The 25,495-nt window shown below is 57.1% G+C and carries 25 protein-coding genes; 13 read left to right on the plus strand and 12 right to left on the minus strand.

Going from position 1 to position 25,495, the window contains the following annotated elements; genetic code table 11:
* The first annotated feature begins 440 nt into the window (after positions 1-440).
* The 6 genes from AB8818_RS19120 (at position 441) to fabY (ending at position 4,634) form a co-directional block, all read left to right on the plus strand.
* Positions 441-1,184 carry a winged helix-turn-helix domain-containing protein gene (locus AB8818_RS19120; protein WP_192984616.1) on the plus strand — a complete coding sequence of 248 codons (744 nt, stop codon included), beginning with the start codon at positions 441-443 and terminating at the stop codon, positions 1,182-1,184.
* Entirely contained in the window at positions 1,181-1,651 is a 471-nt protein-coding gene (locus AB8818_RS19125; RefSeq protein ID WP_116343743.1) for a hypothetical protein, read from the plus strand. The genes AB8818_RS19120 and AB8818_RS19125 overlap by 4 nt, the downstream gene beginning before the upstream one ends.
* Positions 1,652-1,739: 88 nt before the next feature.
* Positions 1,740-2,339, plus strand: a complete 600-nt coding sequence (gene yihX / locus AB8818_RS19130; RefSeq protein WP_116343744.1) for a glucose-1-phosphatase — start codon at positions 1,740-1,742, stop codon at positions 2,337-2,339.
* Positions 2,333-3,214: a virulence factor BrkB family protein gene (locus AB8818_RS19135; protein ID WP_045260235.1), complete on the plus strand. Its 882-nt coding sequence runs from the start codon at positions 2,333-2,335 to the stop codon at positions 3,212-3,214. Before yihX ends, AB8818_RS19135 begins: the two co-directional genes overlap by 7 nt.
* On the plus strand, positions 3,211-3,648 hold the full coding sequence (gene dtd, locus AB8818_RS19140) for a D-aminoacyl-tRNA deacylase (protein ID WP_008501836.1): 438 nt from the start codon (positions 3,211-3,213) through the stop codon (positions 3,646-3,648). Before AB8818_RS19135 ends, dtd begins: the two co-directional genes overlap by 4 nt.
* Positions 3,649-3,692: 44 nt before the next feature.
* Positions 3,693-4,634: a fatty acid biosynthesis protein FabY gene (gene fabY, locus AB8818_RS19145; protein WP_162875000.1), complete on the plus strand. Its 942-nt coding sequence runs from the start codon at positions 3,693-3,695 to the stop codon at positions 4,632-4,634.
* Positions 4,635-4,642: 8 nt separating this feature from the next.
* Here the strand turns inward: fabY and AB8818_RS19150 are convergent, their stop codons facing one another.
* The 5 genes from AB8818_RS19150 to fdnG all read right to left on the minus strand — a co-directional run bounded on the left by AB8818_RS19150 (position 4,643) and on the right by fdnG (position 11,402).
* On the minus strand, positions 4,643-5,563 hold the full coding sequence (locus AB8818_RS19150) for an alpha/beta hydrolase (RefSeq protein ID WP_192984614.1): 921 nt from the start codon (positions 5,561-5,563) through the stop codon (positions 4,643-4,645).
* Positions 5,564-5,878: 315 nt separating this feature from the next.
* Positions 5,879-6,808 (minus strand): formate dehydrogenase accessory protein FdhE, encoded by a 930-nt coding sequence (gene fdhE / locus AB8818_RS19155; RefSeq protein WP_116343748.1) that lies wholly within the window; start codon positions 6,806-6,808, stop codon positions 5,879-5,881.
* Positions 6,805-7,440 carry a formate dehydrogenase cytochrome b556 subunit gene (gene fdoI / locus AB8818_RS19160; RefSeq protein WP_008501832.1) on the minus strand — a complete coding sequence of 212 codons (636 nt, stop codon included), beginning with the start codon at positions 7,438-7,440 and terminating at the stop codon, positions 6,805-6,807. Before fdoI ends, fdhE begins: the two co-directional genes overlap by 4 nt.
* A complete protein-coding gene (fdxH, locus tag AB8818_RS19165; protein WP_003861960.1) occupies positions 7,437-8,339 on the minus strand; it encodes a formate dehydrogenase subunit beta in 903 nt (300 codons plus the stop codon). The genes fdoI and fdxH overlap by 4 nt, the downstream gene beginning before the upstream one ends.
* Positions 8,340-8,351: 12 nt before the next feature.
* Complete coding sequence (gene fdnG, locus AB8818_RS19170; RefSeq protein WP_166712631.1) at positions 8,352-11,402, minus strand: formate dehydrogenase-N subunit alpha; 3,051 nt, start codon at positions 11,400-11,402, stop codon at positions 8,352-8,354.
* Positions 11,403-11,773: 371 nt separating this feature from the next.
* Here fdnG and fdhD point away from each other — a divergent pair, with 371 nt between their 5' ends.
* On the plus strand, positions 11,774-12,610 hold the full coding sequence (gene fdhD, locus AB8818_RS19175) for a formate dehydrogenase accessory sulfurtransferase FdhD (protein WP_192984612.1): 837 nt from the start codon (positions 11,774-11,776) through the stop codon (positions 12,608-12,610).
* 113 nt (positions 12,611-12,723) lie between these two features.
* The gene (locus AB8818_RS19180; protein WP_192984610.1) at positions 12,724-12,936 is read left to right on the plus strand and encodes a DUF1471 domain-containing protein; all 213 of its coding nucleotides are present in this window, start codon (positions 12,724-12,726) and stop codon (positions 12,934-12,936) included.
* A 39-nt stretch (positions 12,937-12,975) separates the two neighbouring features.
* Here the strand turns inward: AB8818_RS19180 and AB8818_RS19185 are convergent, their stop codons facing one another.
* Positions 12,976-13,299: an AzlD domain-containing protein gene (locus AB8818_RS19185; protein ID WP_192984607.1), complete on the minus strand. Its 324-nt coding sequence runs from the start codon at positions 13,297-13,299 to the stop codon at positions 12,976-12,978.
* Complete coding sequence (locus tag AB8818_RS19190; RefSeq protein WP_116343752.1) at positions 13,299-13,958, minus strand: AzlC family ABC transporter permease; 660 nt, start codon at positions 13,956-13,958, stop codon at positions 13,299-13,301. Before AB8818_RS19190 ends, AB8818_RS19185 begins: the two co-directional genes overlap by 1 nt.
* Positions 13,959-14,061: 103 nt before the next feature.
* Here AB8818_RS19190 and AB8818_RS19195 point away from each other — a divergent pair, with 103 nt between their 5' ends.
* From AB8818_RS19195 to AB8818_RS19210, 4 genes are all read left to right on the plus strand, one after another.
* Complete coding sequence (locus AB8818_RS19195; RefSeq protein WP_116343753.1) at positions 14,062-14,610, plus strand: helix-turn-helix domain-containing protein; 549 nt, start codon at positions 14,062-14,064, stop codon at positions 14,608-14,610.
* Between the two features lie 17 nt (positions 14,611-14,627).
* Entirely contained in the window at positions 14,628-15,623 is a 996-nt protein-coding gene (locus tag AB8818_RS19200; RefSeq protein ID WP_192984605.1) for a LacI family DNA-binding transcriptional regulator, read from the plus strand.
* A 104-nt stretch (positions 15,624-15,727) separates the two neighbouring features.
* Positions 15,728-17,851 carry an alpha-galactosidase gene (locus AB8818_RS19205; protein WP_192984602.1) on the plus strand — a complete coding sequence of 708 codons (2,124 nt, stop codon included), beginning with the start codon at positions 15,728-15,730 and terminating at the stop codon, positions 17,849-17,851.
* A gap of 44 nt (positions 17,852-17,895) precedes the next feature.
* Complete coding sequence (locus tag AB8818_RS19210) at positions 17,896-19,173, plus strand: MFS transporter (RefSeq protein WP_192984599.1); 1,278 nt, start codon at positions 17,896-17,898, stop codon at positions 19,171-19,173.
* Here AB8818_RS19210 and rhaM read toward each other — a convergent pair.
* The 5 genes from rhaM to rhaB all read right to left on the minus strand — a co-directional run bounded on the left by rhaM (position 19,161) and on the right by rhaB (position 24,344).
* Entirely contained in the window at positions 19,161-19,475 is a 315-nt protein-coding gene (gene rhaM / locus AB8818_RS19215) for an L-rhamnose mutarotase (RefSeq protein WP_116343757.1), read from the minus strand. The genes AB8818_RS19210 and rhaM overlap by 13 nt on opposite strands.
* On the minus strand, positions 19,472-20,620 hold the full coding sequence (fucO, locus tag AB8818_RS19220; protein WP_192984596.1) for a lactaldehyde reductase: 1,149 nt from the start codon (positions 20,618-20,620) through the stop codon (positions 19,472-19,474). The genes rhaM and fucO overlap by 4 nt, the downstream gene beginning before the upstream one ends.
* Positions 20,621-20,666: 46 nt before the next feature.
* Positions 20,667-21,497: a rhamnulose-1-phosphate aldolase gene (gene rhaD, locus AB8818_RS19225; protein WP_163331005.1), complete on the minus strand. Its 831-nt coding sequence runs from the start codon at positions 21,495-21,497 to the stop codon at positions 20,667-20,669.
* 121 nt (positions 21,498-21,618) lie between these two features.
* Positions 21,619-22,878 (minus strand): L-rhamnose isomerase, encoded by a 1,260-nt coding sequence (gene rhaA / locus AB8818_RS19230; RefSeq protein ID WP_116343760.1) that lies wholly within the window; start codon positions 22,876-22,878, stop codon positions 21,619-21,621.
* Positions 22,875-24,344 carry a rhamnulokinase gene (rhaB, locus tag AB8818_RS19235; protein ID WP_192984594.1) on the minus strand — a complete coding sequence of 490 codons (1,470 nt, stop codon included), beginning with the start codon at positions 24,342-24,344 and terminating at the stop codon, positions 22,875-22,877. Before rhaB ends, rhaA begins: the two co-directional genes overlap by 4 nt.
* Before the next feature lie 301 nt (positions 24,345-24,645).
* On the opposite strand from rhaB, the gene rhaS reads away from it, so the two are divergent.
* Positions 24,646-25,482, plus strand: coding sequence for an HTH-type transcriptional activator RhaS (rhaS, locus tag AB8818_RS19240; protein ID WP_116343762.1), 837 nt, complete (start codon positions 24,646-24,648; stop codon positions 25,480-25,482).
* The last annotated feature ends 13 nt before the right edge of the window (positions 25,483-25,495 follow it).

Raw genomic sequence — 25,495 nt, forward strand, 5'->3', positions numbered from 1 at the left:
AGTTAAAATAAATTCCTGGCGGTATCTATTTTGTCAGGCTGTAGCCATAACGGCATAACATCAGTAGCCAGACATAATCCAGGAATATTCATCAATCCTTTAAGATTATTCGGCAAAAAAAAGCCTGGAAGAAGATTCAGGGAATAGCACTAATAGCTAAAGATTCTTCTCCTCAATCTGCATGGACGTCAGTCTCTTCTCAATGTGGAACTCAATATAATTATTCGGCCTGGCGAAGTGTAATGAAATCTCATTATGTGGGTTTAGCTGAGACTCACCTAAGAAAAAATCAATGTAACTGTTTGAAAAATAATAGTTTGATTTTAATCTTAGGTATGATGTTCTCGCACCCTAATCATCGTGACCTATACTGTTGTTAAATATTCGTAAGTGTTTAGGGTGTTTAGGATTAAATATTGTTATTGCTGAGGAAAGTAAAATTGTATCTCATTAACAAACTGGTCGAGTATGATCCGGAAAACAAAACCCTGGCGAATCCCATATCCGGGCGCACGATACAATTGCAGCTTCCTGCTAATCTCTGTTTTCTTTATCTCGTTACCCATCCCGGAGAAATTATTTCGCAAAATCAGTTAATGGTGGTGGGATGGGGGGAGCGTAATGACGTTACTACCCCAAATACCTTTTATCAGGCCATTTTGACTTTGCGCAATGCGCTGGCTGAGGTGGGGTTACCGCGTGATACCGTTAAAACGATTTCGCGTCGTGGGCTGATGCTTTCCAAAACAACCCACGTTGAGGTATTTACCCCAACCACTGAGGCGGTGATAGTCAATAAAGACGAGGAAATAGTCGCTGACACCGTGATACAGAGACCGGTTTGGTTGATCATTACCACCACTGTGCTTTTACTGATCGTACTTATCAACGGAGTGGTGTTATATAAACACCGCCTGACGATGCCGTTCAGTAATTATATTCCGCTCTCAACGGGCAGCAAGGTCGGCCCCTGCCAGCCCTTTTATGCACCTAATGAACCTATGCAGGACCATTACCTGCGCTTGTTAAAGAATTATCCTGCCCTGTGTGCCGAGAACCGGTACGTTTTTCTCATCGGCTATAGTAAAACGGAGCGAATCGCGGCATTTGTCTGTAATAACGATGCGCGACATGACGCGACGGCGTTATGTACCACGCATTATTTTTGGGCGCATGAGCAATGAAGATACTCGGGAATCGTATTATTTTGCTGGGGGCGTTTCTGGGGGCTGCTATTACCAGCGGCTGGTTAGCGTATTCGCATTTTTCAAGTAAGCCGATACGCTGTACAGGAGATGTAGAGTGGACGATCGGCAAAAACCGGTTTGTAGGTACCGTTTCCTGGCGAATGCAGCATAGGGAAGGAACTGCTGTCATTAACGGTAAATTGTTTGGTCACGCGGTTTCTGAAGTTAACCGTACCATCTATTTCCACTACAGCTATCATCAGAATGCGCGTGTATTAAATAACGATCGTATTGTTAAAACCTTTGCTGATAGGGCGGATGAGACCGATATCAATGCAACCCTGCCGGGCTTTTATCGCACGCCGGGAAGAGATCTGAGCCTGATGATTGATGAGTATCGCGGAGCCTGGCTTTTTGCCGCGTCAAACGTCCCTTCGCTGTACTGTCGTAAAAACGCGCCGTAAAAATCGATCGCACACCTTAGACGGCACGCATAGTCAAATCTCGTGATTCCCGCTACAGTTACTTCTCCACGGCGAGCAGGAGATAAACATGCTTTATATCTTTGACTTAGGAAACGTAATCGTCGATATCGATTTTAACCGGGTGCTGGGTGCCTGGAGCGACTTTAGCCGTGTTCCGCTGGCGACGTTAAAGCAGAATTTTGCGATGGGTGAGACCTTCCATCAGCATGAGCGCGGCGAGATCGGCGATGAAGCGTTTGCTGAACGCTTCTGCCAGGAGATGGGGCTTTCGTTAAGCTATGAACAGTTTTCCCATGGCTGGCAGGCGGTATTTGTCGCCATCCGGCCTGAGGTGATCGACATTATGCACAAACTGCGCGAGCAGGGGCATCGGGTGGTGGTGTTGTCGAACACCAACCGCCTGCACACCACCTTCTGGCCGGAGGAATACCCCGAGGTTAAGGCGGCGGCAGATAAAATCTATCTTTCGCAAGAGATGGGTATGCGTAAGCCTGAAGCGCGAATTTATCAGGCTGTTCTGCAGGCAGAAGGATTCACCGCGGCCGATGCGGTCTTTTTCGACGACAACGCCGATAATATAGAGGGAGCTAACCAGTTGGGTATCACGTCAATTCTGGTGACCGGAAAAGAGACGATACCGAACTATTTTGCGAAGCAGTTATGCTAAAAACCGTTCATCAAAAAGCCACGCATCATACTCGCCCACTGAGGGCCTGGCTGAAGCTGCTCTGGCACCGTATTGATGAGGACAACATGACCACGCTGGCGGGTAACCTCGCCTACGTGTCGTTGCTCTCGTTAGTGCCGCTGGTGGCGGTTATCTTTGCGCTCTTTTCCGCCTTCCCGATGTTTGCGGACGTCAGCCTGCAGCTTCGCCATTTCGTCTTCGCGAACTTCATCCCGGCCACCGGGGATGTTATCCAGAACTACATCGAGCAGTTTGTTGCCAACTCCAGCAAGATGACGGCGGTGGGGGCGTGCGGCCTTATCGTTACCGCGCTGCTGCTGATGTACTCCATCGACAGCGCGCTTAACACCATCTGGCGAAGCAAAAAAATCCGTCCTAAGGTCTATTCCTTTGCCGTTTACTGGATGATCTTAACGCTGGGGCCATTGCTGGCCGGGGCGAGTCTGGCAATCAGCTCATATCTTCTCTCCTTGCGCTGGGCGAGTGATTTAAACAGCGTAATTGATAATGTGCTGCGTATTTTTCCGCTGATCCTGTCATGGCTCTCGTTCTGGCTGCTCTATAGCGTTGTACCGACCACGCGCGTGCCTAACCGAGATGCGGTAGTTGGGGCGCTGGTGGCGGCAGTGCTTTTTGAACTGGGTAAAAAAGGGTTTGCCCTTTACATCACCATGTTCCCCTCTTATCAGCTGATTTACGGCGTGCTGGCGGTGATCCCCATTTTGTTTGTCTGGGTTTACTGGACCTGGTGTATCGTCTTGCTTGGCGCCGAAATAACTGTCACTCTCGGCGTATACCGCGAACTTAAAAAAGCAGCAGAAGCTGAAAAACAATTAGAAGCAGACCAACCATGATTGCATTGATACAGCGCGTAACCCGTGCCAGCGTCACCGTGGAGGGAGAGGTGACGGGTGAAATTGGCCCAGGACTTTTGGTGTTGTTAGGTGTCGAAAAGGATGATGACGAACAAAAAGCTAACCGCTTATGCGAGCGCGTGCTGGGCTACCGCATATTCAGCGATGCGGAAGGCAAGATGAACCTGAACGTCCAGCAGGCGGGCGGGAGCGTGCTGGTGGTTTCCCAGTTTACGCTGGCAGCGGATACCGAGCGCGGCATGCGCCCGAGTTTCTCTAAAGGCGCCGCGCCGGATCGTGCAGAAGCACTTTACGAGTACTTTGTTGAGCGTTGTCGCCAACAGGAAATGAATACGCAAACCGGACGATTCGCTGCAGATATGCAGGTCTCGCTGGTGAACGATGGCCCCGTCACATTCTGGCTCCAGGTATGAGCCAACTGGCGGCGTGGCCGCGGGTAACAAGAGAGAGTACAGCTATGTATCACCTTCGAGTACCGCAAACGGAAGAAGAGTTAGACGCGTATTACCAGTTCCGCTGGGAAATGCTGCGCAAGCCACTGCATCAGCCAAAAGGCTCTGAACGCGATGCCTGGGACGCGATGGCCCACCATCAGATGGTGATGGACGAAGAGGGCAACCTTGTTGCCGTCGGGCGTTTGTATATCAACGCCGATAACGAAGCCTCTATTCGCTTTATGGCGGTTCATCCCTCCGTGCAGGACAAAGGTCTGGGGACGTTAATGGCGATGACCCTGGAGTCCGTCGCCCGTCAGGAAGGCGTTAAGCGCGTCACCTGTAGCGCCCGCGAAGATGCTGTAGAGTTCTTTGCCAAACTTGGTTTTGTTAACCAGGGTGAAATTACCGCTCCGCAAACCACGCCGATTCGTCACTTTTTGATGATCAAACCCATCGCCACGCTGGACGACATTCTCCATCGCGCGGACTGGTGCGGGCAGCTGCAGCAGGCCTGGTATGAACACATCCCTCTGAGTGAAAAAATGGGCGTGCGCATCCAGCAGTACACCGGGCAAAAATTCATTACCACCATGCCGGAAACCGGCAATCAGAACCCTCACCACACCCTGTTTGCCGGCAGTCTGTTTTCCCTGGCGACGCTCACCGGTTGGGGGCTGATCTGGCTAATGCTGCGCGAGCGGCATCTCGGCGGCACCATTATTCTGGCTGATGCCCACATTCGCTATAGCGCACCGATAAGCGGCAAGCCGAGCGCGGTGGCGGACCTTGGCGCGCTGGGTGGTGATCTTGACCGTCTGGCGCGTGGCCGAAAAGCACGCGTGCAGATGCAGGTTGAGCTGTTCGGCGATGAAACGCCGGGCGCGGTGTTTGAAGGCACCTATATCGTTCTCCCTGCGAAGCCGTACGGTGCGTATGAAGAGGGTGGGAACGAGGAGGAGTGATCTCCTGTTCACGCTCCCCGGGCGTGCTGAATCCGCCCGGCGATATCCCGCATAACGTCTCGCGCAGACTGGCTAATGCCGCCAAGCTGAAAGAAGCCATGGATGACGCCCAGCCAGCGCTGAGCGGTACACGCCACCCCTTGCTCCGTGAGGCGTTGAAACAGCGCCTCCCCCTCATCGCATAACGGATCGTACTCAGCGGTAACGATATGGACAGCTGGCAGGCCGCTGAAGTCTTCCCGCCACAGCGGGCTAACCTCAGGATGCTTACGGTCGGATCCAGCCAGATATATTTCATAGCCGCTCAGCAGGGTATCGCGAGTGATCACGTAATCCATGCCGTTGAGGGTATAGCTTTCAAAACTGGCCGTGGCGTCGAGCATGGGGTAGATAAGAATAAGCTGTACAGGCTGCCACAGCCCTTTAGCCTTAAGCCGCAGCGCCGTCACCAGCGCCAGATGCCCTCCTGCGCTGTCTCCACAGAGGGTCAGCTGGTTCTTATCTACGCCTAATTCGTCTGCATACTGCCAGACCAGATCCGCACCTCTTTCCGCATCGTCATGTGCGGTGGGGAAGGTATGCTCCGGCGCCAGCCTGTACTGAATCGCAACCACCCGGCAATTGCCGTAGCAGGCTAACTGACGGAGTTGGTTGTCATGGGTATCAAAGCCGCCGCTGATAAAGCATCCACCGTGATAGTAGATGGCAGCAGGCAATATTTCAGGCGCATTAAGAGGTGAAAATAGCCGAATGGTAAGACCTTCAAGAACAAGCGTTTCCACCTGAACGCGCGTTTCGGTCTCCCCGGCAAGCCCCGTGCTGGCAATATAGCCTGCTCGTCGCACCTCAATGCTCTGGCGACGCGACGAGGGCCGACCTGCAGCGATAAATCCCTGAACCAGCTGTGCAATACCCTGTTCCAGTGCCATGAAAATTCCCTTTTACTGTATGGATGAACAGTTTTATAGCCTGGTTTGATTCAAAAGAAAACAAGAATAGTGTTGAGGGCAACAACCTGGAAAGTGGCTCGCAAAGGCGAGAGCTTTTTTATTATCTGCCTTCGTCACAGACATAAAGTGCGGATGTTGCCTGAGATTTGCCGTGGAAGCGATGCTAAAGCGATAACGCGTCTTTAGACGGATCCAGGACTACGGGCTGAAGAACATCTGGCATATAAGATGGCTGGTATTGCTGTCGAGTTGTAGGCCGGGCAAGCGCGCGCCGCCCGGCACTGTCACAGGAGATTACTCCCCTTCACCCGGGAACAGGAACGGGTTAATCGAGCTGCGGGCAAAGCCCTCCTGCTCCATTTTCGCGTCCAGAATCAGCGAGGCGAGATCGTCGGCCACCGCTTCGACTTTCGGGTCTTTTTCCTGATACAGAATCTTCAGGTAGGTCCCGCAGTCGCCGCAGCTTTCCGCTTTCACCGCCGCTTCTTCATTTTCCAGCGACCAGTAGTTCAGGTCGCGGGTCTGCTCGCAGTTGCTGCACTTGATGCGCACCACGTGCCACTCGGTTTCACACAGGTTGCAGTGCAGGTAGCGCAGCCCCTGAGTGGTGCCGATTTGCACCATGCTTGATACCGGCATGGAGCCGCAGACTGGGCAGAACTGGCGCGCCTCGCCGTATTCGGCGCGGGCTTTGCCCGGGATCAGGCTCGCCATTTGCGCCCAGTAGAGCGACAGCGCAGCCCAGATAAACGGTGCTTTATCGCTGCTGACCAGCGAGAAGTCGGAGGCAAACAGCGCGCTCGCCATCTCTTCCAGTTCCAGGTCAGAGGCTTTTTCCAGATTCTCAATGACCGCCAGCGCCGTGCCGCTCATCTCCGGCTTCAGCTCGGCAATCAGCGAATGCAGCAGTTTATGCCAGTGCTTGTCGCGCGGCAGGACGTGAATGTCCAGCGGCGGCTTGCCCTGCGCGTTGGCTTCTTTGATGCGCGCGGTCAGATCCATTTGCAGCGGGTGGTCGTATAGCACCACTTCCTGCGCGTGGGCGACCAGCGCGGCAAAACGCAGAAAATCGCCCAGCGGGTTGTTCTCTGCCAGCTCGCGCAGACGCTCTGCGCGGCGGTTGTAGAGGTTCTTGAGTCTGGGGAATAACAACGGCGGAATATACTCCGCCGTGCGTTTCTCGCTCGACCCCAGCTCATCTTGCGGGATTATGCGAATACTCATTCAGATGACTTTTCCTGTTTCTGGCGGACCTCTCGGTACCAGCGCGGGTGATGTTTCTTCGCCCACGTGCTGGTTACCCATCCTTCCACCATCGCGGTAATGGTGCCTTTCACCCAGAGGGCGGCGTAAATATGCACCATGATAACCACAATTAACGCCACTGCGGCAAATGAATGCAGCATCAGCGCGAATCGGATCACCGGGATTGAGAAAGCAGGCGCAAAGTACGGACGCCAGATGATCACGCCGCTCACCAGCAACAGGACCAGGAAGATAATCGCCGCCCAGAATACGCATTTCTGGCCGAAGTTATAACGCCCGGTATCACCTACTTCCTCGTTGACGACGATCTTACGAATATTCTTCGCCCAAAAGATATCATCCCGATTGATTAGGTTATGGTGCCAGTAGCGGAAAAACATGATGATAAACGACGCGAACATGATGACGCCCACAAACGGGTGCAGAATACGCGCCAGCTGTGGTGTCCCCATGATCTGCATCAGCCAGTTGAAGGACGGGAAGAAGAACCCCAGCCCGCTTATCGCCGCCAGCATGAAGCAGAAGGCGGTGACCCAGTGGTTGATGCGTTCTGGTGCGGTGTAGCGCACGATGGTGTCACGTTTTCTCATTTGCGCACCTCGTCTTTCTCTTCATGCAGGTTGTCGTCTTCCTCTTCCGCGCGGTTCGGACCAACGCCGACGTAGTGGAAGATGCTCGCTGCGAAGGTGGCAGCAAAACCGACCGCTGCCAGCGGTTTCCAGATGCCTTTCCAGAACTTCACGGTGGCGCTGATTTCCGGGTTCTCCGGCAGGCCATGATACAGGTTCGGCTTGTCGGCGTGGTGCAGCACGTACATGACGTGCGTACCGCCAACCCCGGCCGGATCGTACAGGCCCGCGTTATCGTAACCACGTGTTTTCAGCTCGCCCACGCGCTCTGCCGCCAGCGTTTTCATATCCTCTTTGGAGCCAAAGTGGATAGCGCCGGTTGGGCAGGTCTTCACGCATGCAGGCTCCTGGCCCACGTTAACGCGATCAACGCACAGCGTACATTTGTAGACGCGGTTGTCTTCCGGGTTCATGCGCGGCACGTCGAACGGACAGCCGGCGATGCAGTAGCCGCAGCCTATGCACTGTTCGGACTGGAAGTCGACGATGCCGTTGGCATACTGAATGATAGCTCCTTCTGACGGACATGCCTTCAGGCAGCCCGGATCCGCACAGTGCATACAGCCGTCTTTGCGGATAAGCCATTCCAGCTTGTCGTTCTGCTCCACTTCAGAGAAACGCATCACCGTCCAGGACTTGGCGGTCAGGTCTGCCGGGTTGTCGTACACCCCGACGTTGTGACCCACTTCGTCTCGGATGTCGTTCCACTCTGAACAGGCCACCTGACAGGCTTTACAGCCGATACAGGTGGTCACGTCGATAAGCTTCGCCACTTCCTGCTGGTGGTCCCGCGCCTGAGGCGCGGGCGTGAAACCGTTAGTCGCGGAACGACGGATAATGTCTTGAGATTGATAAGCCATAAGTCGTCTCCGTTACACCTTTTCCACGTTCACGAGGAAGGCCTTAAACTCCGGCGTCTGCGTGTTCGCATCGCCGACGAATGGCGTCAGGGTGTTCGCAATGAACCCTTTCTTCGCCACGCCCTCATAGCCCCAGTGAATTGGGATGCCGATGGTATCCACCTGCTGACCGTGAACGTTCAGCGTGCGAATACGCTTGGTCACCACCGCCTTGGCTTTGATATAGCCACGGTTAGAGGAGACCTTCACGGTATCGCCATGGGCGATGCCGAGCTTGTTCGCCAGCTTCTCGCCGATCTCCACAAACTGTTCCGGCTGCGCGATGGCGTTGAGCAGCGCGTGCTTGGTCCAGTAGTGGAAGTGCTCGGTCAGACGGTAGGTAGTGCCCACGTACGGGAACTTGTCCTTTTTACCCAGCGCTTCAAAATCGCTCTTGAAGATACGGGCTGCCGGGTTAGAAACCACGTTCGGGTGCAGCGGGTTGGTGCCCAGCGGCGTCTCAAACGGCTCGTAGTGTTCCGGGAACGGACCTTCCGCCATCTTATCGATAGCAAACAGGCGTCCCATCCCTTCAGGCTGCATGATAAACGGCCCAACGTCACTACCCGGTGCGGCGGTGCTGTAGTCCGGAATATCCACGCCGCCCCATTTCGCGCCGTCCCACTTCAGGAGCTGACGCTTCGGATCCCACGGGTTGCCCTGCGGGTCAGCGGATGCGCGGTTATAGAGGATACGGCGGTTGAGCGGCCACGCCCATGCCCAGCCTAGCGTATTGCCGAGGCCCGACGGGTCGGCGTTATCGCGGTTGGCCATCTGGTTGCCCTTCGGCGTCCAGCTACCGGCGAAGATCCAGCAGCCGCTTGACGTGGTGCCGTCATCGCGCAGGTGCGCGAAGGTGCTGAGCTGATCGCCTTTCTTCGCCAGCACGGTACCGGTGGCCGGGTCGATAACGTCCGCCAGCGCCTTACCGTTGCTTTCCATCGCCACTTCTTCCGGCGCAGGGTTTTCCGGCGTCGAGTAGTTCCAGGTCATGTTGAGCACTGGTTCCGGGTTCGCGCCGCCTTCTTCCGCATACATCTTACGCAGGCGTAAGAAGATACCGGCCAGGATCTCGCCGTCGTTCATGGCGATGCCCGGGGCGTCCGCGCCTTTCCAGTGCCACTGCAGCCAGCGGCCTGAGTTGACGATAGAACCGTTCTCTTCCGCGAAGCAGGTAGACGGCAGACGGAACACTTCGGTCTGAATCTTTGATGGATCGACGTCGTTCGATTCACCGTGGTTCTGCCAGAAGGTTGAGGTCTCGGTATTGAGCGGGTCAATCGTCACCAGGAACTTCAGCTTCGACAGAGACTCAACAACCTTGTTCTTGTTCGGGAACGAGGCAACCGGGTTAAAGCCCTGGCACAGATAGCCGTTCACTTTGCCCTGGTGCATCATCTCGAAATACTGCAGAACGTCGTAGCCTTTGTCCCACTTAGGCAGCCAGTCAAAGCCCCAGCTGTTTTCCGCCGTCGCTTTGTCGCCGAAGAAGGCTTTCATCATCGAGACGAAGAACTTCGGATAGTTGCCCCAGTAGTTCACCTGGCCTTCGAGCAGCGGTTTTGGCGTGCTGGCCGTCAGGTAGGTCTGCAGGTCGGTCTGTTTCTCGCTTGGCAGGTTCATGTAACCCGGCAGGCTTTGAGACAGCAGGCCGAGGTCGGTCAGACCCTGAATGTTGGAGTGACCGCGCAGGGCGTTCACGCCGCCGCCTGCCATCCCCATGTTGCCGAGCAGCAGCTGAACCATCGCCATGGTACGGATGTTCTGCGCGCCGATGGAGTGCTGCGTCCAGCCGAGGGCGTACAGGAACGACGCGGTTTTGTCCTTCGCGCTGGTTTCGGCGATCAGCTCGCACACCTTCAGGAAGTCCGCCTTCGGCGTACCGCAGATGTTTTCAACAACTTCCGGCGTATAGCGGGAAACGTGCTCTTTCAGCAGGTTCCACACGCAGCGCGGGTGTTGCAGGGTGGTGTCGCGCTTCGCAAAGCCTTTCTCATCCAGCTCGTAGTTCCAGCTGGTTTTGTCGTATTTGCGTTTTTCGGCGTCGTAACCGCTGAACAGGCCATCTTCGAAGTGGTAATCCTCACGCACGATCAGGCTGGCGTTGGTATAGGCTTCGGTGTATTCGCGGTTATATTTTTCGTTGGTCATCAGGTACAGCAATACGCCTGACAGGAAAGTGATGTCAGTACCTGAACGAATAGGGGTGTAGAAATCCGCCACTGACGCAGTACGCGTAAAGCGGGGATCGATCACAATCAGTTTCGCACCGTTGTGGATTTTGGCTTCCATCGCCCAGCGGAACCCAACAGGGTGCGCTTCAGCGGCGTTACCGCCCATCACCACAATGAGGTTGGCGTTCTTGATGTCGACCCAGTGGTTGGTCATCGCACCGCGACCAAATGTTGGAGCAAGACTTGCTACCGTTGGTCCGTGTCAGACACGCGCCTGGTTGTCGACCGCGAGCATACCGAGTGCGCGCGTAAATTTCTGGGTTAAATAACCGGTTTCGTTACTGGAGGCAGAAGCACACAGCATCCCGGTGGAGAGCCAGCGGTTAACCGTGACGCCGTCGGCGTTCTTCTCAATAAAGTTGGCATCGCGGTCTTCTTTGATATGTTTTGCGATGCGGTCGAACGCCTCTTCCCAGCTGATTTGCTGCCATTTGTCGGAACCAGGCGCGCGGTATTCCGGGAATTTCAGGCGGCTTTCGGAGTGGATAAAGTCCACCAGACCGGCCCCTTTCGGGCACAATGCGCCGCGGTTGACCGGATGATCCGGGTCGCCTTCGATATGGAAAATAGACGCTTTGGCGTTTTTAGCACCGTCGCCGAGGCTATACATCAACAGCCCACAGCCGACGGAGCAGTACGTACAGGTGTTACGGGTTTCGCGGGTGCGCAGCAGTTTGTACTGCCGCGTTTCCGCCAGCGCTACGCCAGGCGCAAAGCCCAGTGCCGCTGCCGTGGTGCCTGCCATACCGCCAGCGCAGATCTTAAAGAACTGCCTTCTGCTGACCTGCATGGGTCACTCCTTGTTCGACATTGCTTATATATGTAGTTTTAACTTCGCGGTTGAGAATTGACCGCAAAGGAGAAAAATTTGCGTTAATCCCTCATTTCTCCGAGGGATATCATCAGAATACCACAATGTCGGTATACCTGTTCTAACGGCGTTAATACAAAGTGAACGTATTATCACTGTGTTGATTATAAAGTGTGATACTGATCACACTACAAGCTCTGCATGTTAAAGGGGTGTAGCAGGGGCCGGGTTGCGCCCCTTCTTAATGAGTAGGAGAATGAGTGTCGAAAAGTTGATCCATACTATGCGTAAGGCCTGTGGTTTATGCTGCAATAGCAGGCTTACTTCCGTGGTTGTTCAGGAATACCGCTGTGTCTAAACAAAACCGTGCTACCCGTTCATCGCCATTGCCTGCGGGCATTGTGGAACTGTCGGTACGCAGACCGCCCCACATTACCCATGCCACGCCGGATTTTCTGGCAGAAGAAGTGCCCGTTGCCCTCGTTTACAACGGTATTTCGCATGTGGTGATGATGGCTTCGCCGAAAGATCTCGAACTGTTCGCCATCGGTTTTTCCCTCTCGGAAGGCATCATTGCGCACCCGCAGGAGATCTACGGCATGGACGTGGTGCAGGCCTGCAACGGTCTTGAAGTGCAAATCGAACTTTCCAGCCGCCGCTTTATGGGGCTGAAAGAGCGCCGCCGCGCGCTGGCCGGGCGTACCGGCTGCGGCGTGTGTGGCGTTGAGCAGCTCAATGATATTGGCAAGCCCGTTGTGCCACTGCCGTTTACCCAGACCTTTAATCTGGCGCATCTCGACCGTGCGCTTGAGCACCTCAACGATGTACAGCCCATCGGCCAGCTGAGCGGCTGTACGCACGCGGCGGCGTGGGTGCTGCCGTCGGGGGATATTGCCGGAGGGCATGAAGACGTGGGTCGACACGTCGCGCTGGACAAACTATTAGGCCGTCGTGCGCGGGAAAGCGATGTCTGGCAGCAGGGGGCCGCGCTCGTTTCGAGCCGCGCCAGCTATGAGATGGTGCAGAAGTCCGCCATGTGCGGCGTGGAGATCCTGTTTGCGGTGTCGGCGGCAACCACGCTGGCGGTGGATGTCGCGGAGCGCTGCAACCTGACGCTGGTAGGCTTCTGCAAGCCGGGGAGGGCGACGATTTATACCCATCCGCAGCGGTTAATAGTTGATCAGTAATTTTGAATGATAATAGCAAATCCTTCCGCTTTTAGTTGTTCGTGATGAGGTCTAGTATTATCTCATCAAGGCACGGTGCCTTACCTAAACAACTTAATGAAAGGGTTTCTATTATGAAAAGCATCAAAACTTTTGTCGCTGTAATCGCTCTGGCTACTTCTTTCGGTTCTTTCGCTACACAGACCGTGACCGCAACCGCGTCAACCATTGACGGCGCAGAAGCGAAAATCGCGGCTCAGGCTCAGGAAGCCGGCGCGTCATCCTACAAAATTACCCAGGCGTTCTCAGGTAACCGCGTACACATGACTGCTGAACTGACTAAATAAGCTGTCACACCGTCGAAAGAGCGCCCCCGGGGCGCTTTTTTAGTTTATGCCCGCCACGCGCAGCAGCGCGGTCACCACTGCCGCCGCTACGATCACCACAATTAACGGCATTTTGCGCCAGGCGAGAAACACCGCAAACACCACGCCCAGCACGCGCGCCATCCCGGCGAAATGTTCTCCTTCGTAAAACGTGGTCGCCAGCGCGACGGAAAACAGCAATACCGTTGCCGCGTCCGAAAGCAGCGCCTGAGACCGTTCAGAGAGCGCCAGCCGGTTGCCCAGCTTTGCCCCGCCAAGCCGCATTAAATACGTGCCCGCAGACAAAATGGCGATGCCAAGAATAAAAAACGTCATGTTTCCCATTATTTTTTCCTCGCAGCGAGACCGAGTAACGAGAGCAGAACCGGTAAGCCCACCGGGGCAAACGGCACGGCAGCCAGTGATAATGCGGCACCGCTGCAGGCGCGGATCAGCGTGGTACGGTTTTTAAACGCGGGTACCACTAACGCCAGTAAAATCGCCGGAAATACCGCATCCAGCCCGATGGTTTCCGGGGCCGGCAGCAGTTTGCCGACCATGGCACCCAGCAGGGCGCCCACCGGCCAGATAATCGCCACGCCTAAGCCGCATAGCCAGTAGGCTGCCTTACGCTGCTCGGGCGTTTTTTGCGACAGGCCAAAAACCACGCTTTCATCGTTCATGATGTGACAGCCGAGATAGCTCAAACCCCGTTTACCCACCAGTTCACGCACCGTCACGCCAAACGGCACGTGGCGCGCGTTAACCAGCAAACCGGCGGCCGCTGCCGCCAGCGGATTGCCGCCGCTTGCCACAATGCCGATAAACATAAACTCCGATGCACCCGCCAGCACGGTGAGGGAGAGGACAAACGGCACCCAGAGCGGGAAACCGTAGGCCATCGCCAGCGAGCCGTAGGACATCCCAACGACCCCAACCGCGAGGCAAACCAGGATGATTGCTTTTATCGTGTCGCCTTTCAGGCAAGAGAGAGGATTCTTCATACCATTTTAGCCATATCGAACGTATTTCCATTATAATGAACGCATCAAAACCGTTTTACAAGACGAACGATTCGTTCGTTATAGATAAGCAGAGGCCGTTTTTATGACGCAGCCAATCAGCGTGATTGCCAAAAGCCTTGTGCGAGAACGCCTGCGAACCGGGCTTTCGCTGGCGGAAATTGCCCGCCGTGCCGGGATCGCTAAATCCACGCTTTCCCAGCTGGAATCCGGCAACGGTAACCCGAGCCTGGAAACGCTGTGGTCACTGTGCGTGGCGCTGGATATTCCTTTTGCCCGCTTGCTGGAGCCGCAGCAGCCGACCACGCAGGTGATCCGCCGTGGTGAAGGCACGAAAGTGGTGGCCGGGCAGGCAAATTATGAAGCCATTTTGCTCGCCGCATGTCCACCTGGCGCGCGTCGGGATGTCTATCTTCTTATGACCCAGCCGGGTGCCGATCGTATTTCTCAGCCGCACCCTCCTGGCTCAGTAGAGCATATTATTGTGATGCAGGGGCGGGCCCTGGTCGGCCTGATCGACGCGGCGGAAGAACTCGCCGCCGGGGATTACATTTGTTACCCCGCTGACCAGCCGCATATCTTTAAGGCGCTGGAGCCGGATACGCACGCGCTGCTGGTGGCGGAACAGAACTAACAGAGATACGGAAACTCATGTCGCTTAAAGCCATTGCCAAAGAACTGGGGCTGTCTGTCACCACCGTCAGCCGCGCCCTCAACGGATATGACGACGTCTCCGCCGAGACGCGCGCCCGCGTGGAAGCGGAGGCCCAGCGCCGTGGCTACCGGCCCAATACCTTCGCCCGCCGCCTGAAGATGGGCAAAATTGACGCCGTCGGGCTGGTGTTTCCGGTTCATCCCGTTCCGCTCAATAACAGCGTATTTATGGACATGGTCGGCGAAATTAGCCACGAACTGGCGCGACATGAGATCGACCTATTGCTCATCGCCGACGACGATCTGGCGAATAAGCACAGCTACATGCGCATGGTACAAAGCCGCCGCGTCGACGCGCTGATCGTGGCGCATACGCTGGATCACGATCCGCGTCTTGAGCAGCTTCAGGCCGCCGGTTTTCCTTTCCTGGCGCTTGGGCGCAGCCACCTCCCGCAGCCGTACGCGTGGTTTGATTTTGACAATCACGCCGGTACGTACAGGGCCACCCGCTGGCTGATCGAAAAAGGACATCAGCGTATTGCCTTGCTGGGGGAGAGTAATAATCAGGCGTTCATTACCCAGCGCCGTCAGGGCTATCTGGACGCACTGCGTGAGGCCGGGCTTTCCAGCGAGTGGCTGCGCGCCATGCCCCCGTCGCGTCGTGTCGGGTATGCCACCACAAAAGAGCTTCTCGCCCTGCCGCAGCCGCCCACGGCCATCATCACCGACTGCAACACTCACGGCGACGGCGCGGCGATGGCGCTGGCGCAGCTGGGGCGTTTATCCGGCGACAACGCCGTCTCGCTGGTGGTCTATGACGGCCTGCCTCAGGATAGCATCGTCGATATCGACGTGGCGGCGGTGATCCAGTCCACCCGCCAGGGCGTCGGCAAACAGATAGCCGATATGGTGCGTCAGCTGATTAACGGCGGCGATATCGAGCAGCTTCAGGTGCTCTGGCAGCCGGAATTCTCCCCGGGCCAGACGGCCTAAACCGCGCGAAATTCCAAACCCGATCACAGATCCGAAACGTTTTGGTTTGTATCCGAAACGTTTCGGATCAACACTCAAGACATCCCGATGACAGGAGATGTCTTATGCAAGATGCCATATTTCGACTTGAAAGCAGCACGGTAGACGTGGTGATAAAAACGCGCCCGTTTGCCGAAATTCTTTACTGGGGGCCACATCTTCACCACTTTTCACCGCAGGATGCTCCGACGCTCGTACGCCCCGTTGCCAACGGCAGGCTGGACGTGGACTCCCCGGTTACGCTGATGGCCGAGCTGGGGCACGGTCTGTTTGGCTCACCCGGCATTGAGGGGCACCGGCAGGGGCTGGACGGTTCCCCGGTATTCAGCACCACCGACGTACAGCAGCAGGCGCAAACCCTGACGGTAACGGCGGAAGATGAACATGCGGGCCTGCGCCTGACCAGCGAACTGGCGCTGGATGCCAGCGGCGTGCTGGTAGTGCGCCACGGCTTAACCAACCTGAAATCGCAGGCGTGGCAGGTGGAGCGCTTCGCCGTTACGCTACCGGTGGCCGAGCGCGCCCGGGAGGTGATGGCCTTCCACGGACGCTGGATCAGAGAATTTCAGCCGCACCGCGTAAAGCTCGATCACGACAGCTTTGTGATTGAAAACCGCCGGGGTAAAACCTCCCACGAACACTTCCCGGCGCTGATTGCCGGTACGCCGTCGTTCAGCGAAATGCAGGGTGACGTCTGGGGCGCGCATCTGGGCTGGAGCGGCAACCACCGCCTGCGCGCGGAAGCGAAAACCGACGGTCGCCGCTATCTGCAGGCCGAAGCGCTCTACCTGCCGGGTGAAATGGCGATTGATGAAGGCGAAACGCTCTGGACGCCGCGCCTGTATGCCAGCTACTCCCCGCGTGGCCTGAACGGTATGAGCCAGCAGTTCCACCGCTACCTGCGTGACAACATTATCCGCTTCCCGGAAAACAAACCGCGCCCGGTGCATCTCAATACCTGGGAGGGGATCTACTTCAACCACGACCCGGACTACATCATGCGCATGGCGGACGAGGCCGCCGCGCTGGGCGTGGAGCGCTTTATCATCGATGACGGCTGGTTCAAGGGCCGCAACGACGACCACGCGGCGCTGGGTGACTGGTATCTGGACGAGAAAAAATACCCGAAAGGCCTGACGCCGGTGATCGACCACGTCAAACGGCTCGGGATGGAGTTTGGCATCTGGGTTGAGCCGGAGATGATCAACCCCGATTCTGACCTCTACCGCGCGCACCCTGACTGGGTACTGGCGCTGCCGGGCTATCCCCAGGTGACCGGACGACACCAGCTGGTGCTCAATCTCAACATCCCGGAGGCCTTTGATTACCTGGTGGAACGCATGAGCTGGCTGCTGGGCGAACATGCGGTCGACTACGTTAAGTGGGACATGAACCGCGAGCTGGTGCAGCCGGGCCACAGTGGCAAAGCGGCCGCCGATGCCCAGACCCGCCAGTTTTACCGCCTGCTGGACGTGCTGGGCGAGCGCTTCCCGCACATCGAGTTTGAATCCTGCTCCTCCGGCGGCGGGCGTATTGATTACGAGGTGCTGACCCGCTGCCACCGTTTCTGGGCGTCTGATAACAACGACGCGCTGGAGCGCAACACCATCCAGCGCGGCATGAGCTACTTCTTTCCGCCGGAAGTGATGGGCGCGCATATCGGTCATCATAAATGCCACGCCACCTTTCGCCAGCACAGCATCGCTTTCCGCGGGCTGACGGCGCTGTTTGGCCATATGGGACTGGAACTGGATCCGCTCACCGTGGACGCGCAGGAGCGCGAAGGCTATCGCCATTACGCCGCACTACACAAGCAGTGGCGAGAGGTGATCCATCATGGTACCCAGTGGCGCATCGATATGCCGGACGCCACCACGCTGGCGCAGGGTATAGTGAGCGAAGACAAGACCCAAGGGCTGTTTATGGTTAGCCAGCTGGCGATGCCGGATTACACCCTGATGATGCCGCTGCGCATGCCGGGGCTGGACGCCCGAGCCCGGTACCGCATCACGCTGCTCGATCATCCGAATATTCAGATTACGGGTAAGGGTGGGCACACCATGCGCAGGCTGCCGGCGTGGATGGCCGCGCCGCAAACGGTGAACGGTGAATGGCTGATGCAGGCGGGCATTACGCTGCCGATTCTGGATCCGGAAACCGCCATTCTGATTGGCGTGGAACGCGTGTAAGGGTGACGGGCCGGGCAGCCGGCCCTCCGTTGAGGATAAAAATAATGAACGCAACAACCTGTACCCACAAAGGCAACCCTAACTTCTGGATCTTCGGGCTGTTCTTCTTTCTCTACTTCTTCATCATGGCCACCTGCTTTCCGTTCCTGCCGATTTGGCTGTCGGACATCATCGGCCTGAACAAAACCCATACCGGGATTGTTTTCTCCTGTATCTCGCTGTCCGCCATCGCTTTCCAGCCGGTGCTGGGGGTGATTTCAGACAAGCTGGGGCTGAAAAAACACCTGCTGTGGATCATTTCGGTGCTGCTGTTTCTGTTCGCACCGTTCTTCCTGTACGTCTTCGCGCCGCTGCTGAAAGCCAATATCTGGCTGGGCGCGCTGAGCGGCGGGCTGTATATCGGCTTTGTTTTCTCGGCAGGATCGGGGGCGATTGAGGCCTACATCGAACGCGTGAGCCGCAACAGCTTCTTTGAATACGGCAAGGCGCGCATGTTTGGCTGTCTCGGCTGGGGGCTGTGCGCCTCAACGGGCGGCATCCTGTTCGGCATTGATCCGTCGTACGTCTTCTGGATGGGATCGGCGGCGGCGCTGCTACTGATGCTGCTGCTGGTGGTCGCGAAGCCAAAGCCCAACCAGACGGCGCAGGTGATGAATGCGCTGGGCGCCAACCAGCCGCAGATCACCGCCAGAACCGTCTTTAACCTGTTCCGCCAGCGCAGAATGTGGATGTTCATTCTGTACGTGATCGGCGTGGCCTGTGTGTATGACGTCTTCGACCAGCAGTTTGCCACCTTCTTCAAAACCTTCTTCGCCACGCCGCAGGAGGGGACCCGCGCCTTTGGTTTTGCTACCACTGCCGGAGAAATCTGTAACGCTATCATCATGTTCTGCTCGCCGTGGATCATTAACCGCATCGGCGCGAAAAATACGCTGCTGATCGCCGGGGTGATTATGGCGACGCGCATTATCGGCTCGTCGTTCGCCACCACCGCCGTGGAGGTGATTGCCCTGAAGATGCTGCACGCGCTGGAGGTGCCGTTCCTGCTGGTGGGCGCGTTCAAGTACATCACCGGGGTGTTTGATACTCGCCTGTCGGCCACTATCTACCTGATTGGCTTCCAGTTTGCCAAACAGTCGGCGGCAATTTTCCTCTCCGCCTTTGCCGGGAATATGTATGACCGGATCGGCTTCCAGGAGACGTATCTGATGCTGGGCTGCTTCGTGCTGGCGATCACGGTGGTGTCGGCGTTTACGCTGAGCAGCAGGCAGGAGATTGCCGCCGCCGCGGGGGCAGCAGCATTAACACATCAGTCCAGGTAAAAGACCTCTTTAAGCTCCGCACTCACCGGGCTGTTGTCCGGGTTCGACGGCATTACATCATGCATGTGTTTCCACCAGCGCTGGCAGACGTCGGTATTCGCGACCGCGTTCCAGCGCTCCTCTGATTCAATCTCTACGGTGGCAAACAGCAGGCTATGTTCTCTGTCGAGATAAATGGCATAGTGGTGCGCGCCGTGGTCTTTCAGTGCCGCTTCCAGCTCGGGCCAGATGGGATTGTGGCGACGCGTGTACTCCTCGTGCGCGTCCGGGTTTACCTGCATGACAAAGGCTTTACGGATCATAATGCCTCCAGATATAGCTCGCGAACCTCATCGCGGCTGGCTGTGCGCGGGTTGCATGGCGCGCACGGGTCGGCGAGGGCTTTATCCAGCCAGCCTTCGATATCGGCTTCTGTGACGCCAAGCTGGCTGAAGCCGGACGGAATACCGACGCGGGCGCTCAGGTCGCGAATCGCCTGAATCGCTGACAGGCTGGCCGCTTCGTCGCTCATGCCGCGCGTGTCGACGCCCATCGCCTGCGCCACGCGAGCAAACCGTGCCACGGCGTTCGGGCGATTAAAGCTTTCGACGATCGGCAGCAGGATGGCGTTGCAAACGCCGTGCGGCAGATTGTGCGTCGCGCCCGGCTGGTGCGCCAGGGCATGCACGAGGCCGAGACCAGCGCTGTTAAACGCCATGCCCGCCAGATACTGACCAAATGCCATCTGCTCGCGCGCGTCCAGGTTATGACCGTCGTCGACCGCTTTGGGCAGCCAGAGGCTTATCAGGCGAATCGCTTCCAGCGCGTTGGCATCGGTTAGCGGGTGCGCGCCAACGGACACATAGGCTTCAATGGCGTGCGTTAACGCATCCATCCCCGTTGCGGCGGTGACGGATGCAGGAATATCCAGCATGACGCTGGCATCATCCACGGCGATATCCGGGATGATGTTCGGGTCGATGATCACTTCTTTCACCTGACGTGCGGAGTCAATAATCACCGCGTTGCTGGTCATCTCCGCCGCCGTGCCTGCGGTGGTGTTGATCGCCACCAGCGGCACGCCCGGGTTTTTCACCTTGCCGACGCCGGAATAATCGGTGGACGGACCCGGATTGGCGGTGAGGATTTTAATGGCCTTGGCGGTATCAATTGGGCTGCCGCCGCCGAAGGCGATGAGATAATCACACGCGGCTTCCCGGTAGGCCGCGAATCCCTTCTGTACCAGCGTTTCCGTTGGGTTGGGGAAGACCGCGTCAAACAGCTGATATGACATCTGGTGCGCATCCAGCGCGGTAAACAGACTGTCCAGCAGACCCAGCTTCACCAGCTGGCCATCGGTGACAATCAGCGCTTTGCCCCACTCTTTGTTCGCCATCAGCTTGACCATGTCGCCAATAGCGCTCGCGCCGTGCAGGCTGATTTTTGGAAGTGCCAACATAAAGCTCATGATAATTCTCCTTAACTATCGCCCGTACCGTCCGGCCAGCGAGGGTTTATGCGTATATTTCCAGCGCTGACCGTAGCGGGGTCACGCCGAAGCGCTTGCCTAGCGCAATAAGCTCTTCGCGGGTAATGGTTTGTTTCATACCGCCCATGGAATAAACCTTCACCAGCACTTCAGCTGATTTCTCGGCGGTGTCTATCAGACCGAAGGTTTCATCCAGCGTTGGACCGCTGCCAAAGACACCGTGGAACGGCCACAGCACCAGCGAATGTTTTTGCATATCTCTGGCGGTCGCCTGGCCGATCTCGTCGGTACCCGGCACCATCCACGGCAGAATGCCGACCCCGTCCGGGAAGACCACCAGACACTCGGTACTGCCTTCCCATAGCTTGCGGGTGATGAAATCAGCGCTGTTTTCCAGCACGTAGGTCAGGGCGATCAGGTTGGTGGCGTGGCAGTGCATGATCACGCGGTCTTTGCCGTTAGTCGCCTTGATGCGCTCGCAGTGGGAGAGGAAGTGCGCCGGCAGTTCGGAGGTGGGCACCGCCTCGTCGGTCAGGCCCCACAGAATGTGGTAGCCCGCGCCGTCGCTGTCCACTTTCACCACGCCGAGGTTGGCCTGCGGGTCGAGCTGAACGTTGCGGAAGAACTTGCCGGAGCCGGTGACGATAAACGGTGTATTCGCGAGCAGCGGCATCGGCTGACTCAGCGCTATATAGCGCGGCTTCTGGTGGAAATCGGCCGCGAACGGTTCGATATCCGCGTCGTCCAGGCGCAGCGTCAGGTTGCCACCGTTGCGCTCGTCCCAGCCCTTCAGCCAGGCGTCGGAGGTGGCTTTGATCATGCCCTGGACGAACCAGGAGTGGGTGATAGTCTGCATAGTCTTTATTTTCCAGTTATCGCGGTGAGAGTTTCCCCTCACCCTAACCCTCTCCCCAAAGGGGCGAGGGGATGGTTTGCTCCCTCTCCCCTTTGGGGAGAGGGCAGGGGTGAGGGGCCAGCTATCCGCGCTGACTCAACACGTCTTTCTCATACGCCCGCACGTTTTCCAGCCACTGGCTGCCTGCCGGCACGTCGTTACGCTGGCAGTACATCTCCCAAACGGCCTGCCACGGCAGGGATTTTTGCTCTTCCAGCAGCGCCAGGCGCGCGGTGTAGTCGCCGTTTGCTTCCAGCTGTTTCAGCGCCGCGGTTGGCTCCAGCAGCGCGCGCAGCAGGGCTTTCTTCATATTGCGAGTGCCGATCACCCATGCCGCGATGCGGTTGATGGAGGCGTCAAAGAAGTCGAGGCCAATGTGCACGCGGTCGAAGAGGTCATGACGGATGATTTCGCTGGCAATCGCCTGGGTTTCGTCATCCAGCAGCACCACGTGGTCGCTGTCCCAGCGCACCGGACGGCTGACGTGCAGCAGCAGGCGCGGCACGAAGAGCATGGCGGCGGAGATTTTGTCGGAGATCACCTCGGTCGGGTGGAAGTGACCGGCATCCAGGCACAGCGCGGTCTGGCGACTGGTGGCGTAACCCATGTAGAACTCATTCGAGCCGACGGTATAGCTCTCCGCGCCAATGCCGAACAGCTTGCTCTCCACCGCATCGATGTGGTGTGCCGGATCCAGTTTTTCGCTGATGGCCTCATCCAGCGCGGCCAGCAGACGCTGACGCGGGGCCAGGCGGTCGACGGTGATGTCTTTCATGCCGTCCGGGATCCAGATGTTCATCACTGACGGCGTGCCAAGCTGTTCACCAAAATAAGCCGAGACGCGGCGGCTGGCCTTCACGTGGTCGATCCAGAACTGACGGATTTCATCGTTGGCATGGGAGAGGGTAAAACCGTCCGCACTCAGCGGGTGCGAGAAGCAGGAGGGGTTGAAGTCCAGGCCCAGCCTGTTGGCTTTTGCCCATTCCACCCAGTTTTTAAAGTGTTCCGGTTTAATCGCGTTACGCGCCACCGGCTCGTCGGACTCCAGATAGATCGCGTGCAGGTTCAGGCGTTTTGGCCCCGGGATCAGGCTCAGTGCCAGCTCCAGGTCTGCACGCAGTTCGGTGGCGTTGCGCGCTTTACCCGGGTAGTTACCCGTCGCCTGAATGCCACCCGTCAGGGAACCGCCCGGGTTCTCGAAGCCAGCGACGTCATCGCCCTGCCAGCAGTGCATGGAGACAGGCAGACGGTCGAGCTGGTGCAGCGCTGCTTCGACATCCACGCCAACGGCGGCGAAACGCTGTTTAGCCAGATCCCAGGCTTGTTCAAGTTGAGTGGTCATGCGCAAAGCTCCTTAGTCAGTCGTTTTTGCTGAAACTGCGCCCGGTAGCGGGCAATTTCATGGCAGGGATTAGGGATGAAAGTAGTCAGGCGGGTATTCGCGGTGACCACCGAACGGAATTCATCGACGTCTGAAAGTTCGTCCAGGGCCATCAGTTGAATACCGATGTTGCCGAGCGTCGAGGCCTCCACCGGACCCGCCACCACGGTGATGCCGCAGGCATCGGCGCAGAGCTGGTTCAGCAACTGGTTCTGGCAGCCGCCGCCCACGATATGCAACTGACTGAACGGTTTGCCGCGCAGGCTCGCCAGCTCGTTCAGAACATCAGCGTAGAGCAGGGCGAGGCTGTCAAAAATACAGCGCGCCAGCTCGGCAGGACGGGAAGGGACCGGCTGTCCGGTCTCGAAACAGGCGGCCTGGATTTCGGCGCTCATATGCACCGGGTTAATAAAGCGGTCGTCATTCGGGTTGATCAGGAACGTACAGGCCTGCAGCTTTTCGGTTTCGGCGATAAGCGCCGGCAGGTCGAAAATATGCTGCTCTTTCAGCATTCGCTGGAGCAGCCAGAGTCCCATGATGTTCTTCAGCACGCGGTAGCGCCCTTCGGCACCGCCTTCGTTAGTGATGTTCGCTGTCATCGCGGCGTCGCTGGTGTACGGCGTTTTGCTCTCAAAGCCCATCAGCGACCAGGTGCCGGAAGAGAGGTAGGCCGCGTCTTTGCTGGCCAGCGGGGATGCAATCACCGCGCTGGCGGTATCGTGACTGGCGACGGCGACAACAGGGATGGCGTTCCCCTGCGGGCAGAGCCACTGTCCGATCGCATTACCTGGATGGGTCGGCGTGCCGAACCAGGAAGGTGAGGCCCCCGTCCAGGCCAGCAGGTGTTCATCCCAGCTATCGGTGTTGATGTTGACCAGCTGCGTGGTGGTGGCGTTGGTGTATTCCCAGTTCATGTTGCCGGTCAGCCGGTAGCTTAAGTAGTCCGGGACGAGCAGTGCATGCGCCACCTTTTTGACCAGCTCCGGCTGCTGCTCAACCAGCGCGCGCAGCTGATAGAGCGTGTTAAACGGCAGAAACTGAATGCCGCTGCGGCCATAGATGTTGTGTTTGCCAAGCTGGGCTATGGCCTGTGCCATCAGCCCGTCGGTGCGGCTGTCTCGATACGAGACGGGCAGGCCGATGCGTTCGCCGTGGCTGTCGAGCAGAACGTAGTCCACGCCCCAGGTATCAATGCCGATGCTGTCGATGCGTATGCCGTCATTGCAGACGTTGTTCAGCCCGGTGCGGATCTCCGCTTCCAGGGCATCAATATCCCAGGTATCAAAACCGTCCTGTTTTTGCAGGCAGTTGGCGAAACGGTGCATTTCGCGAAGCGTGAGTGTGCGCTTGCCGCAGTCCCAGGTGGCGAGCATTACGCGGCCGCTGGATGCGCCTAAATCGACAGCTACACAATGGCGAAAAGTCATGATCAGGTCCCTTCTTAAGTCATTGGTGCTGAGTGTAAAAAAGGGAAGAAAAGGCCACCTTCTCGTCACTGACAGCACGAATCTCGCGCTGGCAAGGAAGCAAAGATGAACGTGAGGGAGTTCACAATTTCCAGTGAGGGCGGGGTTTTAGGGCAATGTGACGCTGACCGCATTTCCCGATTTTTCCGTCTGTTTCTTGAAAAACGGACAGTCTTTGCGACGTTTGCTGTCAAAAATTTAAGGTGAGTGTGGAAGGCCTTAATTACTATTTTGAGAACTTTTCTCATTGGTGGGGGCCGCTATGACCGTACTGCACAGCGTCGATTTTTTCCCGTCGGGAACATCTCCGATCGCGATTGAGCCACGGCTCCCGCAGGCCGCGTTTCCTGAACATCATCATGATTTTCATGAAATTGTGATTGTCGAGCATGGGACAGGCATTCATGTCTTCAACGGCCAGCCATACACCATCAGTGGCGGTATGGTGTGCTTCGTGCGCGATCGCGACAGGCATTTGTATGAACATACAGACAATCTGTGTCTGACCAACGTGCTCTATCGTTCGCCGGACGCGTTCCAGTTTCTGTCGGGATTGAACAAGCTACTGCCCCAGGAGCAGGATGGACACTATCCGTCTCACTGGCGGGTGAATCAGTCCACGTTGCAGCAGGTGCGCCAGTTGGTGAATCAAATGGAGCAGAGCGAGGACGGGCAGGAGACCCATGCCATTGCCACCCGCGAGCTGCTGTTTATGCAGCTGCTGGTGCTGTTGCGTCGCAGCAGCCTGGTGGAAGGGCTGGCAAATAACGACGCGCGGCTGAACCAACTGATGGCCTGGCTGGAGGACCATTTCGCCGAGGACGTGTGCTGGGAAACGCTGGCGGATGATTTTTCGCTGTCGTTACGCACGCTGCATCGTCAGCTCAAGCAGCACACCGGGCTCACGCCGCAGCGCTACCTCAACCGCCTGCGCCTGATTAAAGCGCGTCACCTTTTACGTCACACCGACGAAAGCGTCACGGATATCGCGTATCGCTGCGGTTTCGGCGACAGTAATCACTTTTCGACCCTTTTTCGTCGCGAGTTTAGCTGGTCGCCGCGCGATATCCGTCAGGGGAAGGATGCTTCGATCCAGTAACGCGAAGGCAATC

The organism is Enterobacter sp. KB-280D8 (genome assembly GCF_041399405.1).
In the GTDB taxonomy this organism is placed as follows: Bacteria; Pseudomonadota; Gammaproteobacteria; order Enterobacterales; family Enterobacteriaceae; genus Enterobacter; species Enterobacter cloacae_N.